Origin of the sequence: Enterobacter cloacae complex sp. OE43NF (genome assembly GCF_023544405.1) — a bacterium.
In the GTDB taxonomy this organism is placed as follows: Bacteria; Pseudomonadota; Gammaproteobacteria; order Enterobacterales; family Enterobacteriaceae; genus Enterobacter; species Enterobacter cloacae.
Window position 1 is genome coordinate 62,541 of sequence record NZ_JAMJFW010000021.1, and the last position, 18,561, is coordinate 81,101.

Genomic DNA, 18,561 nt, shown 5'->3' on the forward strand with positions numbered 1-18,561 from the left:
AATGGTATGGCAGGGTCATCCATGCCTGTTTAGCGGCCATCAACTCATGTCTGTTCGCTGTCTGGTCACAGGGAAAGAACGCAGATCTGAAACGACAAGACGTTTTGAGTGACAAGCCCGGAATTTAGCCACTTCACGCACTGTTTAAGTTAACAACGGGAAGTTTCGGGTAAAACAAGATTCAAACAACAAGATATGTTTAAAACGAAGTCATAGCTAACTTAGCACGACTTAAGCCGGGCGTCCAGAGTTGCAAATCATTTTGGCCTCTGGACGCGCAGCGGAGAAACCTTACGCCAGGTTAGCGTCGAGGAACTCTTTCAGTTGACCTTTGGACAGTGCGCCCACTTTGGTCGCCGCCACTTCGCCGTTTTTAAACAGCAGCAGGGTCGGGATGCCACGGATGCCGTATTTTGGCGCGGTACCCGGGTTCTGGTCGATGTTCAGCTTGGCAACGGTCAGTTTGCCCTGATATTCGTCAGCGATCTCATCCAGAATCGGGGCGATCATTTTGCAAGGACCACACCATTCAGCCCAGAAATCGACGAGGGTCAGCCCGTCAGCCTTAAGTACGTCCGTGTCAAAACTGTCGTCAGTCAGGTGAATAATTTTATCGCTCATATATAACTCCACAGGAATAAGCCTGGTGCGTTGGTTTCGCCTTCATCAACGACGTGTTGATGTCGCATTAACCAACTAAAGGTTGACTTTATTTCACCGGATACGCTTTCGTAAAGCAATAGTAAGCTGATATTCTACCACACTATGAGCAAAACACATTTAACAGAACAGAAGTTTTCCGACTTCGCCCTGCACCCAAAAGTGATTGAAGCCCTTGAAAATAAAGGGTTTCATAACTGCACGCCCATTCAGGCTCTCGCCCTGCCGCTGACGCTGGCCGGTCGTGACGTAGCAGGGCAGGCGCAAACCGGTACTGGCAAAACGATGGCGTTTTTAACGTCAACGTTTCATTATTTACTTTCTCATCCAGCGATTGCAGACCGCAAAGTTAACCAGCCGCGCGCGCTTATCATGGCTCCGACGCGAGAACTGGCGGTACAGATCCACGCAGACGCTGAACCTCTGACGCAGGCGACCGGCCTGAAGATTGGCCTGGCTTACGGCGGCGATGGCTACGATAAGCAGCTGAAAGTGCTGGAAAGCGGCGTGGATATCCTGATCGGTACCACTGGCCGTCTTATCGATTATGCAAAACAGAATCACATTAACCTCGGCGCAATCCAGGTTGTGGTGCTGGATGAAGCCGACCGCATGTACGATCTGGGCTTCATCAAAGACATCCGCTGGCTGTTCCGTCGCATGCCTCCGGCGAACCAGCGTCTGAACATGCTGTTCTCCGCTACCCTTTCTTATCGCGTACGCGAGCTGGCGTTCGAGCAGATGAACAACGCCGAATATGTGGAAGTGGAGCCGGAGCAGAAAACAGGTCACCGCATTAAAGAAGAGCTCTTCTATCCTTCCAATGAAGAGAAAATGCGCCTGCTGCAAACGCTGATCGAAGAAGAGTGGCCAGATCGCGCCATTATCTTCGCGAACACTAAACACCGCTGTGAAGATATCTGGGGCCATCTGGCTGCGGATGGTCACCGTGTGGGTCTGCTGACCGGCGATGTGGCACAGAAAAAACGCCTGCGTATTCTCGACGAATTTACCCGTGGCGATCTCGATATTCTGGTCGCAACCGACGTGGCCGCGCGTGGTCTGCATATACCCGCCGTCACGCACGTCTTCAACTATGACCTGCCGGATGACTGCGAAGACTACGTACACCGCATTGGTCGTACCGGTCGTGCAGGTGCAAGCGGTCACTCCATTAGCCTTGCGTGTGAAGAATATGCGCTGAATCTCCCGGCGATTGAGGCCTACATTGGTCACTCTATTCCACAGAGTAAATACAATCCGGATGCGCTGTTAAGCGAACTGCCGCCGCCTAAGCGCCTTACCCGCGCCCGCTCCGGCAATGGCCCGCGTCGTTCTGGCGCACCGCGTAATCGTCGTCGTTCAGGTTAAGAAAATATGCTCAGCTCCACCTCGCTTTATGCGGCAATTGATCTCGGTTCGAATAGTTTTCATATGCTGGTTGTGCGCGAGGTGGCGGGAAGCATACAAACGCTGACGCGCATTAAGCGCAAGGTCCGCCTCGCGGCGGGCCTGAGCAGCGATAATTATCTCTCTCCCGAAGCCATGGAACGTGGCTGGCAGTGTCTGCGTCTCTTTGCCGAACGCCTGCAGGATATTCCCCATTCGCAAATTACCGTTGTCGCCACCGCGACGCTGCGCCTGGCAGTCAATGCCGTGGATTTTATTGCCAAAGCGCAGGAAATTCTCGGGTGCCCGGTTCAGGTTATCAGCGGTGAAGAAGAAGCACGTCTGATCTATCAGGGTGTTGCGCACACGACGGGCGGCGACGATCGCCGTCTGGTCGTCGATATCGGGGGTGCCAGCACCGAGCTCGTCACCGGCACGGGCGCGCAGGCGACTTCGCTGTTCAGCCTGTCGATGGGCTGTGTGACCTGGCTTGAGCGCTACTTTGCCGATCGAAATCTCGGTAAAGAGAACTTCGACGAAGCGGAAAATGCCGCCCGCGAGGTGTTACGTCCGGTAATGGACGAACTGCGCTATCACGGCTGGAAAGTCTGCGTGGGTGCATCAGGTACCGTGCAGGCGTTGCAGGAAATCATGATGGCCCAGGGGATGGACGAGCGGATCACGCTTACCAAGCTCCAGCAGTTAAAACAGCGCGCGATTCAATGTGGTCGCCTGGAAGAGCTGGAAATAGAAGGCCTGACGCTGGAACGCGCGCTGGTCTTCCCGAGCGGCCTGGCCATTTTGATCGCCATTTTTACCGAGCTGAACATCCAGTGTATGACGCTGGCCGGTGGTGCGCTGCGTGAAGGTCTGGTCTACGGAATGCTGCATCTTTCGGTTGATCAGGACATCCGCACCCGAACCCTGCGTAACGTACAGCGTCGCTTTATTGTCGATACCGATCAAGCGCAACGGGTAGCTCAGTTGGCATCACTGTTTGCCGATCAGGTAAAAAACAGCTGGGATATCGACCCGTTGAGCCGCGATCTGCTGCTAAGTGCCTGCGCGCTGCATGAAATTGGGCTGAGCGTCGAGTATAAGCAGGCGCCGCTGCACGCAGCCTGGCTGGTGCGTAATCTCGATCTGCCGGGCTACACGCCGGCACAAAAGAAGCTGCTGGCAACGTTACTGTTGAACCAGACCAACGCCGTTGACCTCTCCTCGTTACATCAGCAAAACGCCGTGCCGCCGCGCGTGGCCGAGCATCTGTGCCGCCTGCTGCGTCTGGCAATTCTGTTTGCCAGCCGACGTCGCGATGATTTGCTGCCCAATATTCATCTGGTGGCGGATGACGAAAGGCTGTCTCTGACGCTGCCGGAAAACTGGATTGATAATCACCCGCTTGGGGCAGAGATGATTGAGCAAGAGTGCCAGTGGCAGAGCTATGTCCACTGGGCGCTTGAAGTGAAGTAATACGCTGTGCATTGCCGGGCGGCGGCTTCGCCTGACCCGGCCTGCAAGTTTTTATCCCTTCTCTTTGGCTTTTGCCAGCATGGCGCGAATGTTCGCGACGTTAGCCTGACCTTTGTGCATCCGTTCTTCAGCGGTAATCACCTTGCGCTCCTGCTCCCAGATCAGGTCATCCTGCGGCAACTCCAGCAGGAAACGGCTCGGCTCAGGGCGAACCAGTTCCCCATACTGACGGCGCTCTTTACACAGCGTAAATGTTAATTCTTTCTGCGCGCGGGTAATGCCCACGTAGGCCAGACGACGCTCTTCATCGACGTTATCTTCATCAATGCTGCTCTGGTGCGGCAGTAAGCCCTCTTCCATGCCGACCAGGTAAACATACGGAAACTCCAGCCCTTTAGACGCATGCAGCGTCATCAGCTGAACCTGATCGGCTTCCTCTTCGCTCTCACCGCGCTCCATCATGTCGCGTAGCGTAAAGCGGGTAACGACCTGGGTCAGGGTCATCGGCTCGTCGATTTCTGAGCCTTCCAGCATTTCCGTCATCCAGCTGAATAGCTGGTTAACGTTTTTCATGCGCATCTCTGCCGCCTTCGGGCTGGCAGAGGTTTCATACAACCAGGACTCGTAGTCGATGCCGTGGATCAGATCGCGAACGGCGGCAACCGGTTCGCGCTCCGCCAGACGCTGGACTTCGCCAAGCCAGTGGGTAAAGCGGGTTAAGGAATCATAACCGCGCCCGGTTAACGTCTGGCTCAGCCCCATATCGAAGCTGGCGGTAAACAGGCTTTTGTTGCGCGTCATCGCCCATTCACCGAGCTTTTGCAGCGTCGCCGGGCCGATTTCACGTTTCGGCGTGTTCACGATACGCAGAAATGCGCTGTCGTCATCCGGGTTGGTGAGTACACGCAGATAGGCCAGCAGATCTTTGATTTCAGGGCGCGAGAAGAAGGAGGTTCCGCCGGAAATTTTGTACGGGATGCGGTTCTGCATCAGCATCTTTTCAAAGACGCGCGACTGGTGGTTGCCGCGATAGAGGATCGCGTAATCTTTATATTCCGTTTTATTGACGAAGTGGTGCGCAATCAGCTCGCCCGTCACGCGCTCCGCTTCATGCTCTTCATTATTGGCACTGAGCACTTTGAGCTCCGTGCCATAGCCAAGTTCCGAGAAAAGGCGTTTTTCGAAGACGTGCGGGTTATTGGCAATCAGGATATTTGCCGCTTTCAGGATGCGCCCGGATGAGCGGTAGTTCTGTTCCAGCTTGATCACCTGCAGCGCCGGAAAATCTTTGCTCAGCAGCACCAGGTTTTGTGGGCGCGCACCGCGCCAGGAGTAGATTGACTGGTCATCATCGCCTACCACGGTGAAACGCGCGCGCTGTCCCACCAACAGCTTCACCAGCTCATACTGGCTGGTGTTGGTGTCCTGGTATTCATCCACCAGCAGATAGCGGATTTTGTTCTGCCAGCGTTCACGCACCTCTTCATTACGCTGCAACAGCAGCGTGGGCAGTAGGATCAGATCGTCAAAATCCAGCACGTTACACGCTTTCATATGTGCATCGTACAGACCGTAGCAGTGAGCGAAGATCCGATCCCGCTCACCTTTGGCGCTTGCCGCCGCCTGAGCGGGGGTCATCAGATCGTTTTTCCAGTTGGAGATCGTCGAGATCAGCTGCTGCAACAGCACTTTGTCATCTTCGATCAGCCCCTCGGTAAGCTCTTTAAGCAATGCCACCTGATCGGTGTCGTCGAAGAGCGAGAAGTTAGACTTCATCCCCAGCGCCGCGTATTCACGTTTGATGATATCCAGCCCCAGCGTGTGGAACGTGGAGATCATCAGGCCTCGCGCCTCTTTACGCCCCAGCGTCTGGCCGACACGCTCTTTCATTTCGCGCGCCGCTTTGTTGGTAAAGGTCACCGCAGCGATATGCCGGGCCTGATAGCCGCAGCCGCGGATCAGGTGGGCGATTTTGTTCGTGATCACACGCGTTTTGCCGGAGCCAGCCCCCGCCAGCACCAGACACGGTCCGGTGACAAATTCGACAGCTTGTTGTTGTCCGGGGTTTAAACGCATAAATGATCACTCAATGAAAGTCAGGAGGGGAGAATAACAGCGTGGTAGTATAGCGAGCCTAATCCATACCACTCAAGGCACGATCATGGCAAAAACAGCAGCAGCACTGCATATCCTTGTTAAAGAAGAGAAACTGGCTCTGGATCTTCTGGAGCAGCTCAAAAACGGCGCCGACTTCGGCAAGCTGGCGAAGAAGCACTCCATTTGCCCGTCAGGCAAACGCGGCGGTGACTTAGGTGAATTCCGTCAGGGTCAGATGGTTCCGGCGTTCGACAAAGTGGTCTTCTCCTGCCCGGTACTGGAGCCGACTGGCCCACTGCATACGCAGTTCGGCTATCACGTGATCAAGGTCTTGTATCGCAAATAAAAAGCCGGGTAGCGGCTGCGCCTTACCCGGCCTACGTCTTAGCGTTTTGTAGGTCGGGTAAGCGAAGCGCCACCCGACAAGGTTGTTAACCCGCTACCGCGATACGTTTCATATCGGTCATGTAGCCACGCAGTTTGTGACCTACTTTCTCGATCTGGTGGCTGCGAATCGCTTCGTTCACATCGCGCAGTTGCGCGTTATCTACCGCACCTTCCGCAATGGCTTTGCCCAGATCGCCCGGCTGCAGGGTGGTCATGAACTCTTTCAGCAGCGGTACGCATGCATAAGAGAACAGGTAGTTGCCGTACTCAGCGGTATCGGAGATAACCACGTTCATTTCGTACAGACGCTTACGGGCGATGGTGTTCGCGATCAGCGGCAGCTCGTGCAGAGATTCGTAGTACGCAGACTCTTCGATGATGCCGGAATCCACCATGGTTTCGAACGCCAGCTCAACACCTGCTTTCACCATCGCGATCATCAGTACGCCTTTGTCGAAGTACTCTTGCTCGCCGATTTTACCTTCATACTGTGGCGCAGTTTCGAACGCGGTCTTACCGGTCTCTTCACGCCAGGTCAGCAGTTTCTTATCATCATTCGCCCAGTCAGCCATCATGCCGGAAGAGAACTCGCCGGAGATGATGTCGTCCATATGTTTCTGGAACAGCGGCGCCATAATGGTTTTCAGCTGTTCGGACAGCGCGAAAGCACGCAGTTTCGCCGGGTTGGACAGACGGTCCATCATCAGCGTGATACCGCCCTGCTTCAGCGCTTCGGTGATGGTTTCCCAGCCGAACTGAATCAGTTTTTCTGCGTATGCCGGGTCGGTACCCTCTTCCACCAGCTTATCGAAGCACAGCAGTGAACCGGCCTGCAGCATGCCGCACAGAATGGTCTGCTCGCCCATCAGGTCAGATTTCACTTCAGCCACGAAGGAAGATTCCAGAACACCCGCACGGTGGCCACCGGTAGCCGCTGCCCATGCTTTGGCGATCGCCATCCCTTCGCCTTTCGGATCGTTTTCCGGGTGAACCGCGATCAGCGTCGGCACGCCGAAACCACGCTTGTACTCTTCACGGACTTCTGTACCCGGACACTTCGGAGCCACCATCACTACGGTGATGTCTTTACGGATCTGCTCGCCCACTTCAACGATGTTGAAGCCGTGAGAGTAACCCAGCGCCGCGCCGTCTTTCATCAGCGGCTGAACGGAGCGCACAACATCAGAGTGCTGTTTGTCTGGCGTCAGGTTAACAACCAGATCCGCCTGCGGGATCAGCTCTTCGTAGGTACCCACTTTGAAGCCGTTTTCGGTCGCTTTACGCCAGGAAGCGCGTTTTTCAGCAATTGCTTCTTTGCGCAGGGCGTAAGAGATATCCAGCCCGGAGTCACGCATGTTCAGGCCCTGGTTCAGACCCTGCGCGCCACAGCCGACGATGACCACTTTTTTACCCTGAAGGTAGCTCGCGCCATCAGCAAATTCATCGCGCGCCATGAAGCGGCATTTGCCCAGCTGCGCCAGCTGCTGGCGCAAGTTCAGTGTATTAAAGTAGTTAGCCATGGGTGATACCTCGTGATGTTGTGTGTCTTATTGTTCGGTTCGCGTTTCAGCGAGAATGTACCCACATTACAACAGGAAATTTATTGCGGAAATTGATATATTCACAACGTCACGTTGCAATATCTGCAATGTAAAAAGGGGGAGTGGAATCCGTGGATTTACGCGATCTGAAAATGTTCCTGCATCTGGCGGAAAGCCGCCATTTTGGCCGTAGCGCCCGGGCCATGCACGTTAGCCCGTCCACGCTTTCGCGCCAGATCCAGCGCCTTGAAGAGGACCTCGGCCAGCCGCTGTTTGTGCGGGATAATCGCACCGTTACCCTCACGGAAGCGGGCGAAGAGCTGCGGATCTTTGCTCAGCAGACGTTGCTGCAGTATCAGCAGCTACGACACGCCATCGATCAGAAAGGGCCATCTTTATCCGGCGAGCTGCATATTTTCTGTTCCGTAACGGCCGCCTATAGCCATCTTCCCCCTATCCTTGACCGTTTCCGCGCGGAGCATCCCTCGGTTGAAATTAAGCTCACCACCGGCGATGCCGCGGATGCTATGGAAAAAGTCGTCACAGGCGAAGCCGATCTGGCCATTGCCGGGAAGCCCGAAACCCTGCCGGGCGCGGTGGCGTTCTCTATGCTGGAGAATCTGGCGGTGGTGCTGATCGCCCCGGCGCTACCCTGCCCGGTGCGTAATCAGGTGTCGGTGGAAAAGCCGGACTGGTCATCGGTGCCGTTTATCATGGCCGATCAGGGTCCGGTGCGACGCCGTATCGAACTCTGGTTCCGTCGTCAGAAAATCAGTAATCCGTCGATTTACGCGACGGTGGGTGGACACGAGGCGATGGTCTCGATGGTGGCGCTTGGCTGCGGCGTGGCGCTGCTGCCGGAAGTGGTGCTGGAAAACAGCCCGGAACCGGTGCGCAATCGCGTGATGATTCTGGAGCGCAGCGACGAAAAGACGCCGTTCGAGCTTGGCGTGTGTGCACAAAAAAAGCGGCTGCATGAGCCGCTTATTGATGCGTTCTGGAAGATATTGCCGAACCATTAAAGTCGGGTGGCGCTACGCTTACCCGACCTATACGCAGACCTCCCCTTAGCCCGCGAGGAAGAAGCGGAACGCCGGGTTGTGGGTTTCATCATGGCACTCATAGCCCAGCTCGTTCAGACGCGTTTCGAAATCCGGCTCGTGCTCGGCCAGTTCAAACGCGGCCAGCACGCGGCCATAGTCGGTGCCGTGGCTGCGGTAGTGGAACAGCGAGATGTTCCAGTGCGTGCCCAGCGTATGCAGGAACTTCAGCAACGCGCCCGGGGATTCCGGGAATTCAAAGCTGTAAAGACGTTCTTTAAGCGGCTTCGACGGACGACCGCCGACCATATAACGCACGTGCAGCTTCGCCATCTCATCGTCAGAGAGATCGACCACGCTGTAGCCGCCTTCATGCAGCAGGTTGAGGATCTCTTTGCGCTCTTCCAGACCGCGGCTTAAACGCACGCCGACAAAAATACAGGCGTCTTTCGCATCGGCAAAACGGTAGTTGAACTCCGTTACCGAACGGCCGCCAAGCAGCTGACAGAACTTCAGGAAGCTGCCCTTCTCTTCCGGAATGGTCACCGCCAGCAGGGCCTCACGCTGCTCGCCCAGCTCGCAGCGTTCAGAAACGTAACGCAGACCATGGAAGTTGACGTTAGCGCCCGAGAGCACGTGCGCCAGGCGCTCGCCGCGAATGTTGTGCTGGGCAATGTATTTTTTCATTCCAGCCAATGCCAGCGCGCCGGACGGTTCCGCCACCGCACGCACATCCTCGAAGAGATCTTTCATCGCCGCGCAGATCGCATCGCTGTCGACGGTGACGATGTCGTCAAGATACTCCTGGCACAGACGGAAGGTTTCGTCGCCAATACGTTTCACCGCCACGCCTTCGGCAAACAGCCCAACGCGCGGAAGATCGACCGGATGACCCGCATCCAGCGCGGCCTTCAGGCAGGCTGAATCTTCCGCTTCCACGGCAATCACTTTGATCTGCGGCATCAGTTGTTTGATCAGCACCGCCACGCCTGCGGCTAAGCCACCGCCGCCCACCGGAACAAAAACGCGGTCAAGATGGGCATCCTGCTGCAGCAGTTCCAGCGCCAGGGTACCTTGTCCTGCAATCACCATCGGATGATCGAACGGCGGTACCCAGGTAAAGCCCTGCTGCTGCGCCAGCTCAATCGCTTTGGCTTTTGCTTCGTCAAAGTTAGCGCCGTGGAGCAGCACTTCACCGCCGAAGCCACGCACCGCATCCACTTTGATATCCGCCGTGGCAACCGGCATCACGATCAGCGCTTTCAACCCCAAACGGGCAGACGAGAACGCCACACCCTGCGCGTGGTTGCCCGCCGACGCGGTAATCACGCCGCGTGCTTTTTGCTGGTCGGTCAACCCGGCCATCATCGCGTAGGCCCCGCGCAGCTTGAAGCTGTGCACCGGCTGACGATCTTCGCGCTTCACCAGAATCACGTTGTCGAGGCGCGAAGAGAGTTTTTCCATTTTCTGCAGCGGGGTGACCTGCACCGCTTCATAGACCGGCGCGCGTAGCACTGCCCGGAGATATTCCGCCCCCTCAGGGGCGGCGGATAAGGGTTGTGACTCGGCCATCATTAGCCCCCAAGTTTCGATTTATCGCGTACCGCGCCTTTGTCTGCACTGGTCGCAAGGCTCGCGTAAGCGCGCAGGGCGAAGGAGACTTCACGCTGGCGGTCCTTCGGCGTCCAGGCTTTATCGCCGCGCACTTCCTGTGCTTCACGACGAGCCGCGATCTCCTGATCGCTCAGCTTGAGCTGGATCCCGCGATTCGGAATGTCGATTTCAATCAGGTCACCGTCTTCGATGATCGCAATGTTGCCGCCACTCGCTGCTTCCGGTGATACGTGGCCGATGGAGAGACCGGACGTACCGCCCGAGAAACGTCCGTCGGTGATCAACGCACACGCTTTACCGAGGCCCATCGATTTCAGGAAGGTGGTTGGGTAGAGCATCTCCTGCATGCCTGGACCGCCTTTCGGCCCTTCGTAACGGATGACCACCACGTCGCCTTCCACAACTTTGCCGCCCAGGATGGCGTCTACCGCCTCGTCCTGGCTTTCGTACACTTTGGCCGGGCCGGTGAATTTCAGGATGCTGTCATCCACGCCCGCGGTTTTTACGATGCAGCCGTTTTCCGCAAAGTTGCCGTACAGCACGGCCAGACCGCCGTCTTTACTGTAGGCGTGCTCCAGCGAACGAATGCAGCCTTCGGCGCGGTCATCATCCAGGGTGTCCCAGCGACAATCCTGAGAGAAGGCCTGCGTGGTACGAATACCGGCCGGACCCGCGCGGAACATGTTTTTCACCGCCTCATCCTGAGTCAGCATCACGTCATATTTATCCAGCGTCTGCGGCAACGTCAGACCGAGAACGTTCTTCACATCGCGGTTCAGCAGCCCGGCGCGATCCAGCTCGCCAAGAATACCGATGACGCCACCCGCACGGTGTACGTCTTCCATGTGGTATTTCTGGGTGCTTGGCGCGACTTTACACAGTTGCGGCACTTTGCGGGACAGCTTATCGATATCGCTCATGGTGAAGTCGATTTCCGCTTCCTGCGCCGCAGCCAGCAGGTGCAAAACGGTGTTAGTAGAACCGCCCATGGCGATATCCAGCGTCATGGCATTTTCGAACGCCGCCTTGCTGGCGATGTTGCGCGGCAGCGCGCTGGCATCGTCCTGCTCGTAGTAACGTTTGGTCAGTTCAACAATGCGCTTACCGGCGTTGAGGAACAACGCTTTACGGTCAGCGTGCGTCGCCAGCAGCGAACCGTTGCCCGGCTGAGAGAGGCCCAGCGCTTCGGTCAGACAGTTCATGGAGTTGGCGGTGAACATCCCGGAACAGGAGCCGCAGGTTGGGCACGCGGAGCGTTCCACCTGGTTGCTCTGCTCGTCAGACACTTTTGGATCCGCGCCCTGGATCATCGCATCGACCAGGTCGAGCTTGATGATTTTGTCAGAAAGCTTGGTCTTGCCCGCTTCCATAGGACCACCGGAGACGAAAATTACCGGAATGTTCAGACGCAGGGAAGCCATCAGCATCCCCGGGGTGATTTTGTCGCAGTTGGAGATACAGACCATGGCATCCGCACAGTGAGCGTTAACCATGTATTCCACCGAGTCGGCAATCAGCTCGCGCGACGGCAGTGAATAGAGCATGCCCCCGTGCCCCATCGCGATACCGTCATCCACCGCAATGGTGTTGAATTCTTTCGCCACACCGCCCGCAGCTTCAATTTGCTCAGCAACCAGTTTGCCGAGATCGCGCAGGTGCACATGGCCCGGCACAAACTGGGTGAAGGAGTTCACCACGGCGATGATAGGTTTACCGAAATCTGCGTCGGTCATCCCGGTGGCGCGCCACAGTGCGCGGGCACCCGCCATATTACGGCCGTGGGTGGTGGTGGCGGAACGATACTTAGGCATGCTTTATTTACTCCCGTCTGACTATTAAATGGGACGGTGCGTGCCGTCCCATATTTATGCTTATTGATTAACCTGATCCAACCAGCCGTATTTATCTTCTGTTTCGCCGGTGAAGAGGCCGAAGAAGGCTTGCTGAATACGTTTGGTAACCGGGCCACAGCGGCCTGCGCCCACCTGAATACCGTCTACACTGCGAACCGGCGTGATCTCAGCCGCCGTACCGGACATAAAGACTTCATCGGCCAGATACAGGGATTCGCGGGACAGAACCTGTTCACGCACTTCGATACCCAGATCTTTCGCCAGCTTAATGATGGCGTCACGGGTAATACCCGGCAGGGCTGAAGAGGTAAACGGCGGGGTGAACAGGATACCGTCTTTCACTTCAAACAGGTTCTCACCTGCACCTTCAGAGATATAACCGTTCACATCCAGCGCGATGCCTTCCTGGTAGCCGTGGCGGCGCGCTTCGCTGCCGACCAACAGTGAGGAGAGGTAGTTACCGCCCGCCTTGGCCGCAGTTGGGATGGTATTAGGCGCCACGCGGTTCCAGGACGAGACCATTGCGTCGATCCCCTGCTCCAGCGCTTCTGCACCCAGGTACGCCCCCCACGGGAACGCAGCAATGATCACGTCTGTGGTGTAACCGGCTGGCGGGTTTACGCCCATGCCCACGTCACCCACGAAGACCAGCGGACGAATATAGGCGCTGGTCAGGTTGTTCTTACGAATCACCTCGCGGCAGGCTTCCATCAGCTCATCAACGCTCTGAGAAACCGGGAAACGATAAATTTTGGCTGAGTCATGCAGACGCTGCATATGTTCACGATGACGGAACACCACTGGCCCTTTGTGAGAGTCGTAGCAACGGATGCCTTCAAACACAGACGTACCGTAGTGCAGCGCATGGGACATCACGTGGACCTTCGCGTCCTCCCAACGAACCATCTCACCATTGAACCAAATGTAATCAGCTTTTTTTGTCGTCATTTTCTCTTCCTGTCACGCTCAGGCGCGGATTTGTTGTGATGTGGTTGTGCTCTGGCAGATGGCAACATGGGCAACATCCACCAGCTTTGATAATTGACTAAACAGTAAGTCGACCGGGCGCGGGCTGGCAACGGTTAATTCGATACTGATATTTTGGGCGTCAGTGGCCGTCTCCATATTCATAGAGCAAATCTGAAAGCCACGATGACGGACCACGCGCAAAACGCGTTCTAATGTCTCTGGATTGAAGCGAGCCTGAACGGCGACCTGATGTTGCATCATGATAATTTCTCCAGCATTTGTGAGTTACTGGCACCTGGCGGTACCAACGGCCAGACGTTCTCAAGCTCGTCGATTGAGACATGAAGCAGGTAAGGCCCTTCGCTTGACAGCATGGTGTCGAGTGCCGCTTCAACCTGGTCTTTACGGGTGATGTGCTGTCCAGGAATGCCAAAGGCGCTGGCCAGAGTGAGGAAATCGGGGTTATCAGTCAGGGTGGTTTCGCTGTAGCGCTCCTCGAAGAACAGCTGCTGCCACTGGCGAACCATCCCTAAACGCTGGTTATCAAGCAACACGATCTTCAGCGGCAATTGTTTACGCTTAACGGTGCCCAACTCCTGAACGTTCATCATGAAGGAGCCGTCACCGGAGATACAGATGACCGTATCGTTTGGACGCGCAACCTGAGCACCCACCGCGGCAGGCAGGCCGAAGCCCATCGTGCCTAATCCGCTGGAGGTGATGAAGTTTTCCGGGCGGGTGTAGGTCATGTGCTGCGCAGACCACATCTGGTGCTGGCCGACATCGGTCGTCACTACGCTGTCTGCCGGTTTACGATCAGACAACTGCTTCAACAGCAGCGGCGCATAGATGGCCTCACCCGGATGGTCGTAACGCCAGGCGTGCTCGGCACGCATTTCAGCCGTGTGCTGGCGCCACTCGCCGATATTCAAAGGCTGCTGTAACGCCGGCAGCAGCGTGTTGAGATCGCCCTGCAGCGCAACATGCGTCTGACGCAGCTTGTTCATTTCCGCCGGGTCGATATCCATATGGATAACTTTGGCGTTTGGCGCGAAGGTATTCAGCTTGCCGGTCACACGATCGTCAAAACGGGCACCGACGGCAATCAGCAAATCACACTCCTGCACCGCCAGGTTTGCCGCTTTGGTGCCGTGCATCCCCAGCATGCCCAGGTAATATGGGTAGTCAGCATCTACTGCGCCCAACCCTTTCAGCGTGCAGGTGGCAGGCATTTGCGTTACCGCGATGAATTCGCGCAGGGCCGGAACTGCCTGTGCCATGCCGACGCCGCCGCCGACGTACAGCATCGGCTGGGCTGCCTGCGCCAGCATCCGACGCGCCTCTTCGACTTCCGCATGTGGGAACGCGTCGTCACTTTCAACGGTGGAGAAGTGCGGTTCCAGCTCACCGAGTGCGACCTGAATATCTTTCGGGATATCCACCAGAACCGGGCCAGGACGGCCAGAGCTGGCAATACGGAACGCTTCCGCCATCACGCCAGGCAGTTCTTCGAGGGACTGCACGAGGAAGCTGTGTTTGGTGCAGGCCAGCGACAAGCCGAGCACATCGACTTCCTGGAAGGCATCGGTACCGATGAAGGGTGAGGCCACCTGGCCGGTGATCGCCACCACGGGAACGGAATCGAGCAGCGCGTCAGCCAGACCGGTGATCAGGTTTGTGGCGCCCGGTCCAGACGTTGCCATGCAGACGCCCGTTTTACCGGTGGCACGTGCATAGCCAATGGCCGCCATGGCTGCGCCCTGCTCGTGTCGGCACAAGAGGTGTTCCACGCCGCCGTCATACAGTGCATCGTAAATCGGCATAATTGCGCCTCCCGGATAACCAAAGACGGTTTCGACTCCCTGTGCGCGCAACGCATGTACTACCCACTGTGCCCCATTCATAGTTAGTTCCCCGTCATAAATCGGGAGAAACAGAATTTTGTGCTATTTGTCATTCTCTGCTCCTCGTTTAAGTTTTTTAGTCATAAAAAAACCCCCGGACCTTTCGGTGCGGGGGTCTTAGTTCGTTAAGGCTTGATTTCTAAGCCTTTCCTCGTCCAAGTGCAGCCCCGCACGGTGGGATAATAATCACCACCACGCTAATCACGACCAGGCTAATCACTAGTAGAAGGGCTGTCATTTTCAGTTCTTTGTGCATCTTGTTCGAAGGAATGCCTAAAGAGTTATCACAGTTATCAAACCAAACACAAGATTTATTTATGACGGATTTGATTAGCAGGCAAATCATATTCCTGAAAAGCTTTGTTTTATATAAGGAAATTAGATAGTGAATATTTTTCATTTTTTTGGCGTGTTTTAGCACTCTGCCGCGTTCCGTCCTTCTCTTTGCGAGAGGGCTTCCGAATGAGTGAAATAGTTACACTATGTCGCTAAAAAGCAGGAATGAGCGTCGTAAATCAGCTAACTGATGCTCAACAGGCAGAATCAATACTGACATAGTGACTCACTGAGGAGGTGCTTATGTCACTGTCAGTTGTTTACACGCGTGCGGCTATCGGAGTAAAGGCACCGCTTATTTCTGTGGAGGTTCATCTGAGTAATGGGCTCCCTGGGCTAACACTTGTCGGCTTGCCAGAAACCACGGTCAAAGAAGCCAGAGATCGGGTTCGCAGCGCAATTATCAATAGCGGTTATACCTTTCCCGCAAAGAAGATCACGATCAACCTTGCTCCCGCAGATCTGCCCAAGGAGGGAGGACGATACGATTTACCTATCGCTATTGCGCTTCTCGCAGCCTCTGAGCAGCTCAACACTGCGAGGCTAGGCTCGTACGAGTTCATTGGCGAACTGGCGCTTACAGGCGCGTTAAGAGGCGTTCCTGGTGCCATCTCTGGTGCGCTGGAAGCCATTCATGCCGGTCGACAAATTATTGTAGCCAATGAAAATGCCTCAGAAGTGAGCCTGATTGCCGAGAAAGGGTGCCTGGTCGCGGGGCATTTACAGGAAGTCTGCGCGCACCTTGAAGGCCGACATCCGCTCTCCGAGCCAGAGGAAACCGGAGATATCCTGCCTGAAAGCCCGGACGACCTCAGCGATATTATCGGGCAGGAGCAGGGGAAGCGGGCACTGGAGATCACCGCAGCCGGAGGACATAACCTGTTGCTGATTGGCCCGCCGGGAACAGGGAAAACCATGCTGGCGAGCAGGCTGAATGGGTTATTGCCACCACTCAATAATCATGAGGCACTTGAAAGCGCAGCGATATTTAGCCTGGTGAGCTCTGCATCATTGCAAAAACAGTGGCGACGACGCCCTTTTCGCTCTCCCCATCACAGTGCCTCCCTGACGGCCATGGTCGGAGGGGGCTCCATTCCGGGGCCGGGAGAGATCTCGCTGGCACACAATGGCATCCTGTTCCTTGATGAACTGCCTGAGTTTGAACGCCGCGTACTGGATGCCCTGCGGGAACCTATCGAATCTGGCGAGATCCATATCTCCCGCACGCGCGCCAAAATAAGCTACCCGGCACAGTTCCAGCTGGTTGCCGCCATGAACCCCAGCCCATCAGGCCATTATCAGGGAAATCATAATCGCTGCACGCCTGAGCAGACGCTGCGCTATCTGGGGAAGCTGTCAGGCCCTTTCCTCGATCGTTTTGATTTATCCCTGGAGATCCCATTACCGCCCCCTGGTTTGCTCAGCCAGACAACGATACGCGGTGAGAGCACAGCGAAGGTTCGCGAACGGGTTATCGCCTCACAGGCCCGACAGTACGCTCGTCAACATAAGCTGAATGCGCGTCTGGATAATGCTGAGATTCGGCAGTTTTGCCATCTTAAGGCTGAGGATGCCTGCTGGCTTGAAGAGACATTGACGCGATTTGGGCTCTCGATCCGTGCATGGCAGCGCCTGCTGAAAGTGGCTCGCACCATCGCCGATGTGGAAGGAGACCCAGAGATTGAAAGACACCATTTGCAGGAAGCGCTGAGCTATCGCGCCATAGATCGGTTGTTGCTGCACCTGCAAAAATTACTGGCATAAAAAAAGGAGCCGAAGCTCCTTTTCTCATCAACTTAGTCGTCAGACTCGGTGTAGTCTTCAGCACCTTCCATCTGCGGCTTACCGCCAGACAGCGTATGGAAACGCTTTGGACGCTTGATGCGTGCCATGTACTTGATCCATACACGTTCTGCTTCAGACTGCGGCTCACGCTCACCGCGACAAACAGCAACAAACTGTTTTTCGTCTTCAGTCGCAGGCTCACGTTTACCCAGATCCAGCTCGTTAAAGGCATAACCATGACGCTCAAGCAATTGCGCCTCTTTGATGGTGAAATCGCCGTGACGAGAGAACCCGCGTGGATAATTTTTATTGTCGAAAAAACGATTAGTCGTCGTAAAGCTTTCCGCCATCCTACACGCTCCTAATTCTTTGGCCGAGCTATTTATGGCGCGGAGTATTAGTTACGCTTGACAGAGTGTAAAACAAAACATTTAAATCATAACGACAAATAATTTTGTGGAGAAAGATGTGGATACGGAATTGCTAAAAACTTTCCTTGAAGTGAGCAGGACACGCCACTTCGGGCGAGCAGCTGAAGCCCTCTATCTGACGCAGTCAGCGGTCAGTTTTCGTATTCGACAGCTGGAAAATCAATTGGGTGTGAATCTATTTACCCGTCACCGCAACAATATCCGCTTAACGCCGGCCGGTGAGAAACTGCTCCCGTATGCAGAAACGTTGATGAATACCTGGCAGGCGGCCCGTAAAGAGGTGGCTCATACGTCCAGGCACAATGAGTTCTCGATCGGGGCCAGCGCCTCCCTGTGGGAATGTATGCTCAGCCAGTGGCTTTCGCGGTTATACCATTCGCATGGGCATTTGCAATTTGAGGCCAGAATTGCGCAACGGCAGTCGCTGGTTAAGCAACTTCACGAGCGCCAGCTTGATCTGCTGATCACCACTGAAGCCCCCAAGATGGACGAATTTAGCAGCCAGATTGTTGGGCAGTTTGGTCTGGCTCTGTATGCGTCTGAGCCTGCGATGATGAAGTCCGATCTAACCTATCTGCGGCTTGAATGGGGCCCCGATTTTCAACAGCATGAAACCGGTTTGATCGCCCCTGACGATGTTCCACAGTTAACAACCAGCTCAGCGGAGATCGCCTGCCAACAGCTTTCCTTGCTAAAGGGCTGCACGTGGTTACCCGTTTGCTGGGCAGACAGTAAACCGGGACTCCATACCGTACTGGATTCCACCACGCTTTCCAGGCCGCTGTATGCAATCTGGCTGCAGAACAGCGATAAGCAATCGCAGATAAAAGATCTATTAAAAATCAATATTATGGAATGATTTACCAGCCAGCATACTGGCTGGCTGCAGTTTTTGATTAGGAAGGGATTTTGGCCGTGTTGAAGGCAAAAAAAATCCTTTGCCGAAGCAAAGGATTCTATATGGCAGGGGCGGAGAGACTCGAACTCGCGACACCCGGTTTTGGAGACCGGTGCTCTACCAACTGAGCTACGCCCCTAAAGTTTTTTGCCATTAAGCCTGCCGATAAGGCAGGCTTAATGTC

Annotated in this window: 17 protein-coding genes and 1 tRNA gene; 6 read left to right on the forward strand and 12 right to left on the reverse strand. The window is 55.4% G+C overall.

The genetic code is table 11. The features are described from left to right. Positions 1 to 291: 291 nt before the first annotated feature. The gene (trxA, locus tag M8370_RS12060; protein ID WP_004386384.1) at positions 292 to 621 is read right to left on the reverse strand and encodes a thioredoxin TrxA; all 330 of its coding nucleotides are present in this window, start codon (positions 619 to 621) and stop codon (positions 292 to 294) included. A 144-nt stretch (positions 622 to 765) separates the two neighbouring features. Between trxA and rhlB the strand changes: the two genes are divergently transcribed. Together rhlB and gppA are read left to right on the forward strand one after the other, a co-directional pair. Continuing rightward, complete coding sequence (rhlB, locus tag M8370_RS12065) at positions 766 to 2,031, forward strand: ATP-dependent RNA helicase RhlB (protein ID WP_013099279.1); 1,266 nt, start codon at positions 766 to 768, stop codon at positions 2,029 to 2,031. Between the two features lie 6 nt (positions 2,032 to 2,037). After that, positions 2,038 to 3,522 (forward strand): guanosine-5'-triphosphate,3'-diphosphate diphosphatase, encoded by a 1,485-nt coding sequence (gene gppA, locus M8370_RS12070; RefSeq protein WP_058680751.1) that lies wholly within the window; start codon positions 2,038 to 2,040, stop codon positions 3,520 to 3,522. Positions 3,523 to 3,573: 51 nt separating this feature from the next. Here gppA and rep read toward each other — a convergent pair whose 3' ends face one another. After that, a complete protein-coding gene (rep, locus tag M8370_RS12075; RefSeq protein ID WP_013099281.1) occupies positions 3,574 to 5,598 on the reverse strand; it encodes a DNA helicase Rep in 2,025 nt (674 codons plus the stop codon). A gap of 85 nt (positions 5,599 to 5,683) precedes the next feature. Between rep and ppiC the strand changes: the two genes are divergently transcribed. Next, on the forward strand, positions 5,684 to 5,965 hold the full coding sequence (ppiC, locus tag M8370_RS12080) for a peptidylprolyl isomerase PpiC (protein WP_013099282.1): 282 nt from the start codon (positions 5,684 to 5,686) through the stop codon (positions 5,963 to 5,965). Positions 5,966 to 6,050: 85 nt separating this feature from the next. Here the strand turns inward: ppiC and ilvC are convergent, their stop codons facing one another. Further along, the gene (gene ilvC, locus M8370_RS12085; protein ID WP_013099283.1) at positions 6,051 to 7,526 is read right to left on the reverse strand and encodes a ketol-acid reductoisomerase; all 1,476 of its coding nucleotides are present in this window, start codon (positions 7,524 to 7,526) and stop codon (positions 6,051 to 6,053) included. A gap of 152 nt (positions 7,527 to 7,678) precedes the next feature. Between ilvC and ilvY the strand changes: the two genes are divergently transcribed. After that, positions 7,679 to 8,569: an HTH-type transcriptional activator IlvY gene (gene ilvY, locus M8370_RS12090; RefSeq protein WP_038420965.1), complete on the forward strand. Its 891-nt coding sequence runs from the start codon at positions 7,679 to 7,681 to the stop codon at positions 8,567 to 8,569. A gap of 45 nt (positions 8,570 to 8,614) precedes the next feature. On the opposite strand, the gene ilvA is transcribed toward ilvY, so the two are convergent. From ilvA to ilvL, 7 genes are all read right to left on the reverse strand, one after another. Continuing rightward, positions 8,615 to 10,159 carry a threonine ammonia-lyase, biosynthetic gene (gene ilvA, locus M8370_RS12095; protein WP_250021115.1) on the reverse strand — a complete coding sequence of 515 codons (1,545 nt, stop codon included), beginning with the start codon at positions 10,157 to 10,159 and terminating at the stop codon, positions 8,615 to 8,617. 2 nt (positions 10,160 to 10,161) lie between these two features. After that, positions 10,162 to 12,012 (reverse strand): dihydroxy-acid dehydratase, encoded by a 1,851-nt coding sequence (gene ilvD / locus M8370_RS12100; RefSeq protein ID WP_161669844.1) that lies wholly within the window; start codon positions 12,010 to 12,012, stop codon positions 10,162 to 10,164. Positions 12,013 to 12,072: 60 nt separating this feature from the next. Continuing rightward, positions 12,073 to 13,002: a branched-chain-amino-acid transaminase gene (ilvE, locus tag M8370_RS12105; protein ID WP_013099287.1), complete on the reverse strand. Its 930-nt coding sequence runs from the start codon at positions 13,000 to 13,002 to the stop codon at positions 12,073 to 12,075. Positions 13,003 to 13,020: 18 nt separating this feature from the next. Next, entirely contained in the window at positions 13,021 to 13,284 is a 264-nt protein-coding gene (gene ilvM, locus M8370_RS12110; RefSeq protein WP_003860184.1) for an acetolactate synthase 2 small subunit, read from the reverse strand. Beyond that, a complete protein-coding gene (ilvG, locus tag M8370_RS12115; protein WP_045902211.1) occupies positions 13,281 to 14,927 on the reverse strand; it encodes an acetolactate synthase 2 catalytic subunit in 1,647 nt (548 codons plus the stop codon). Before ilvG ends, ilvM begins: the two co-directional genes overlap by 4 nt. 2 nt (positions 14,928 to 14,929) lie before the next feature. Continuing rightward, complete coding sequence (gene ilvX / locus M8370_RS12120) at positions 14,930 to 14,980, reverse strand: peptide IlvX (RefSeq protein ID WP_102046757.1); 51 nt, start codon at positions 14,978 to 14,980, stop codon at positions 14,930 to 14,932. Positions 14,981 to 15,066: 86 nt separating this feature from the next. Beyond that, positions 15,067 to 15,165: an ilv operon leader peptide gene (gene ilvL, locus M8370_RS12125; protein ID WP_023620831.1), complete on the reverse strand. Its 99-nt coding sequence runs from the start codon at positions 15,163 to 15,165 to the stop codon at positions 15,067 to 15,069. 341 nt (positions 15,166 to 15,506) lie between these two features. Here ilvL and M8370_RS12130 point away from each other — a divergent pair, with 341 nt between their 5' ends. Beyond that, a complete protein-coding gene (locus M8370_RS12130) occupies positions 15,507 to 17,027 on the forward strand; it encodes a YifB family Mg chelatase-like AAA ATPase (RefSeq protein WP_250021114.1) in 1,521 nt (506 codons plus the stop codon). 32 nt (positions 17,028 to 17,059) lie between these two features. Here the strand turns inward: M8370_RS12130 and M8370_RS12135 are convergent, their stop codons facing one another. Next, a complete protein-coding gene (locus tag M8370_RS12135) occupies positions 17,060 to 17,398 on the reverse strand; it encodes a MaoP family protein (RefSeq protein ID WP_013099290.1) in 339 nt (112 codons plus the stop codon). 118 nt (positions 17,399 to 17,516) lie between these two features. On the opposite strand from M8370_RS12135, the gene hdfR reads away from it, so the two are divergent. Continuing rightward, positions 17,517 to 18,338: an HTH-type transcriptional regulator HdfR gene (hdfR, locus tag M8370_RS12140; RefSeq protein WP_020685959.1), complete on the forward strand. Its 822-nt coding sequence runs from the start codon at positions 17,517 to 17,519 to the stop codon at positions 18,336 to 18,338. Between the two features lie 102 nt (positions 18,339 to 18,440). Here hdfR and M8370_RS12145 read toward each other — a convergent pair. Then, positions 18,441 to 18,516: transfer RNA gene (locus M8370_RS12145), tRNA-Trp, on the reverse strand. Between the last annotated feature and the right edge of the window lie 45 nt (positions 18,517 to 18,561).

Bases quoted from the DNA above. Each gene is read 5' to 3' on its own strand.
- trxA (WP_004386384.1), bottom strand. From the start codon at position 621: ATGAGCGATAAAATTATTCACCTGACTGACGACAGTTTTGACACGGAC.
- rhlB (WP_013099279.1), top strand. From the start codon at position 766: ATGAGCAAAACACATTTAACAGAACAGAAGTTTTCCGACTTCGCCCTG.
- gppA (WP_058680751.1), top strand. From the start codon at position 2,038: ATGCTCAGCTCCACCTCGCTTTATGCGGCAATTGATCTCGGTTCGAAT.
- rep (WP_013099281.1), bottom strand. From the start codon at position 5,598: ATGCGTTTAAACCCCGGACAACAACAAGCTGTCGAATTTGTCACCGGA.
- ppiC (WP_013099282.1), top strand. From the start codon at position 5,684: ATGGCAAAAACAGCAGCAGCACTGCATATCCTTGTTAAAGAAGAGAAA.
- ilvC (WP_013099283.1), bottom strand. From the start codon at position 7,526: ATGGCTAACTACTTTAATACACTGAACTTGCGCCAGCAGCTGGCGCAG.
- ilvA (WP_250021115.1), bottom strand. From the start codon at position 10,159: ATGGCCGAGTCACAACCCTTATCCGCCGCCCCTGAGGGGGCGGAATAT.
- ilvD (WP_161669844.1), bottom strand. From the start codon at position 12,012: ATGCCTAAGTATCGTTCCGCCACCACCACCCACGGCCGTAATATGGCG.
- ilvE (WP_013099287.1), bottom strand. From the start codon at position 13,002: ATGACGACAAAAAAAGCTGATTACATTTGGTTCAATGGTGAGATGGTT.
- ilvM (WP_003860184.1), bottom strand. From the start codon at position 13,284: ATGATGCAACATCAGGTCGCCGTTCAGGCTCGCTTCAATCCAGAGACA.
- ilvG (WP_045902211.1), bottom strand. From the start codon at position 14,927: ATGAATGGGGCACAGTGGGTAGTACATGCGTTGCGCGCACAGGGAGTC.
- ilvL (WP_023620831.1), bottom strand. From the start codon at position 15,165: ATGACAGCCCTTCTACTAGTGATTAGCCTGGTCGTGATTAGCGTGGTG.
- M8370_RS12130 (WP_250021114.1), top strand. From the start codon at position 15,507: ATGTCACTGTCAGTTGTTTACACGCGTGCGGCTATCGGAGTAAAGGCA.
- M8370_RS12135 (WP_013099290.1), bottom strand. From the start codon at position 17,398: ATGGCGGAAAGCTTTACGACGACTAATCGTTTTTTCGACAATAAAAAT.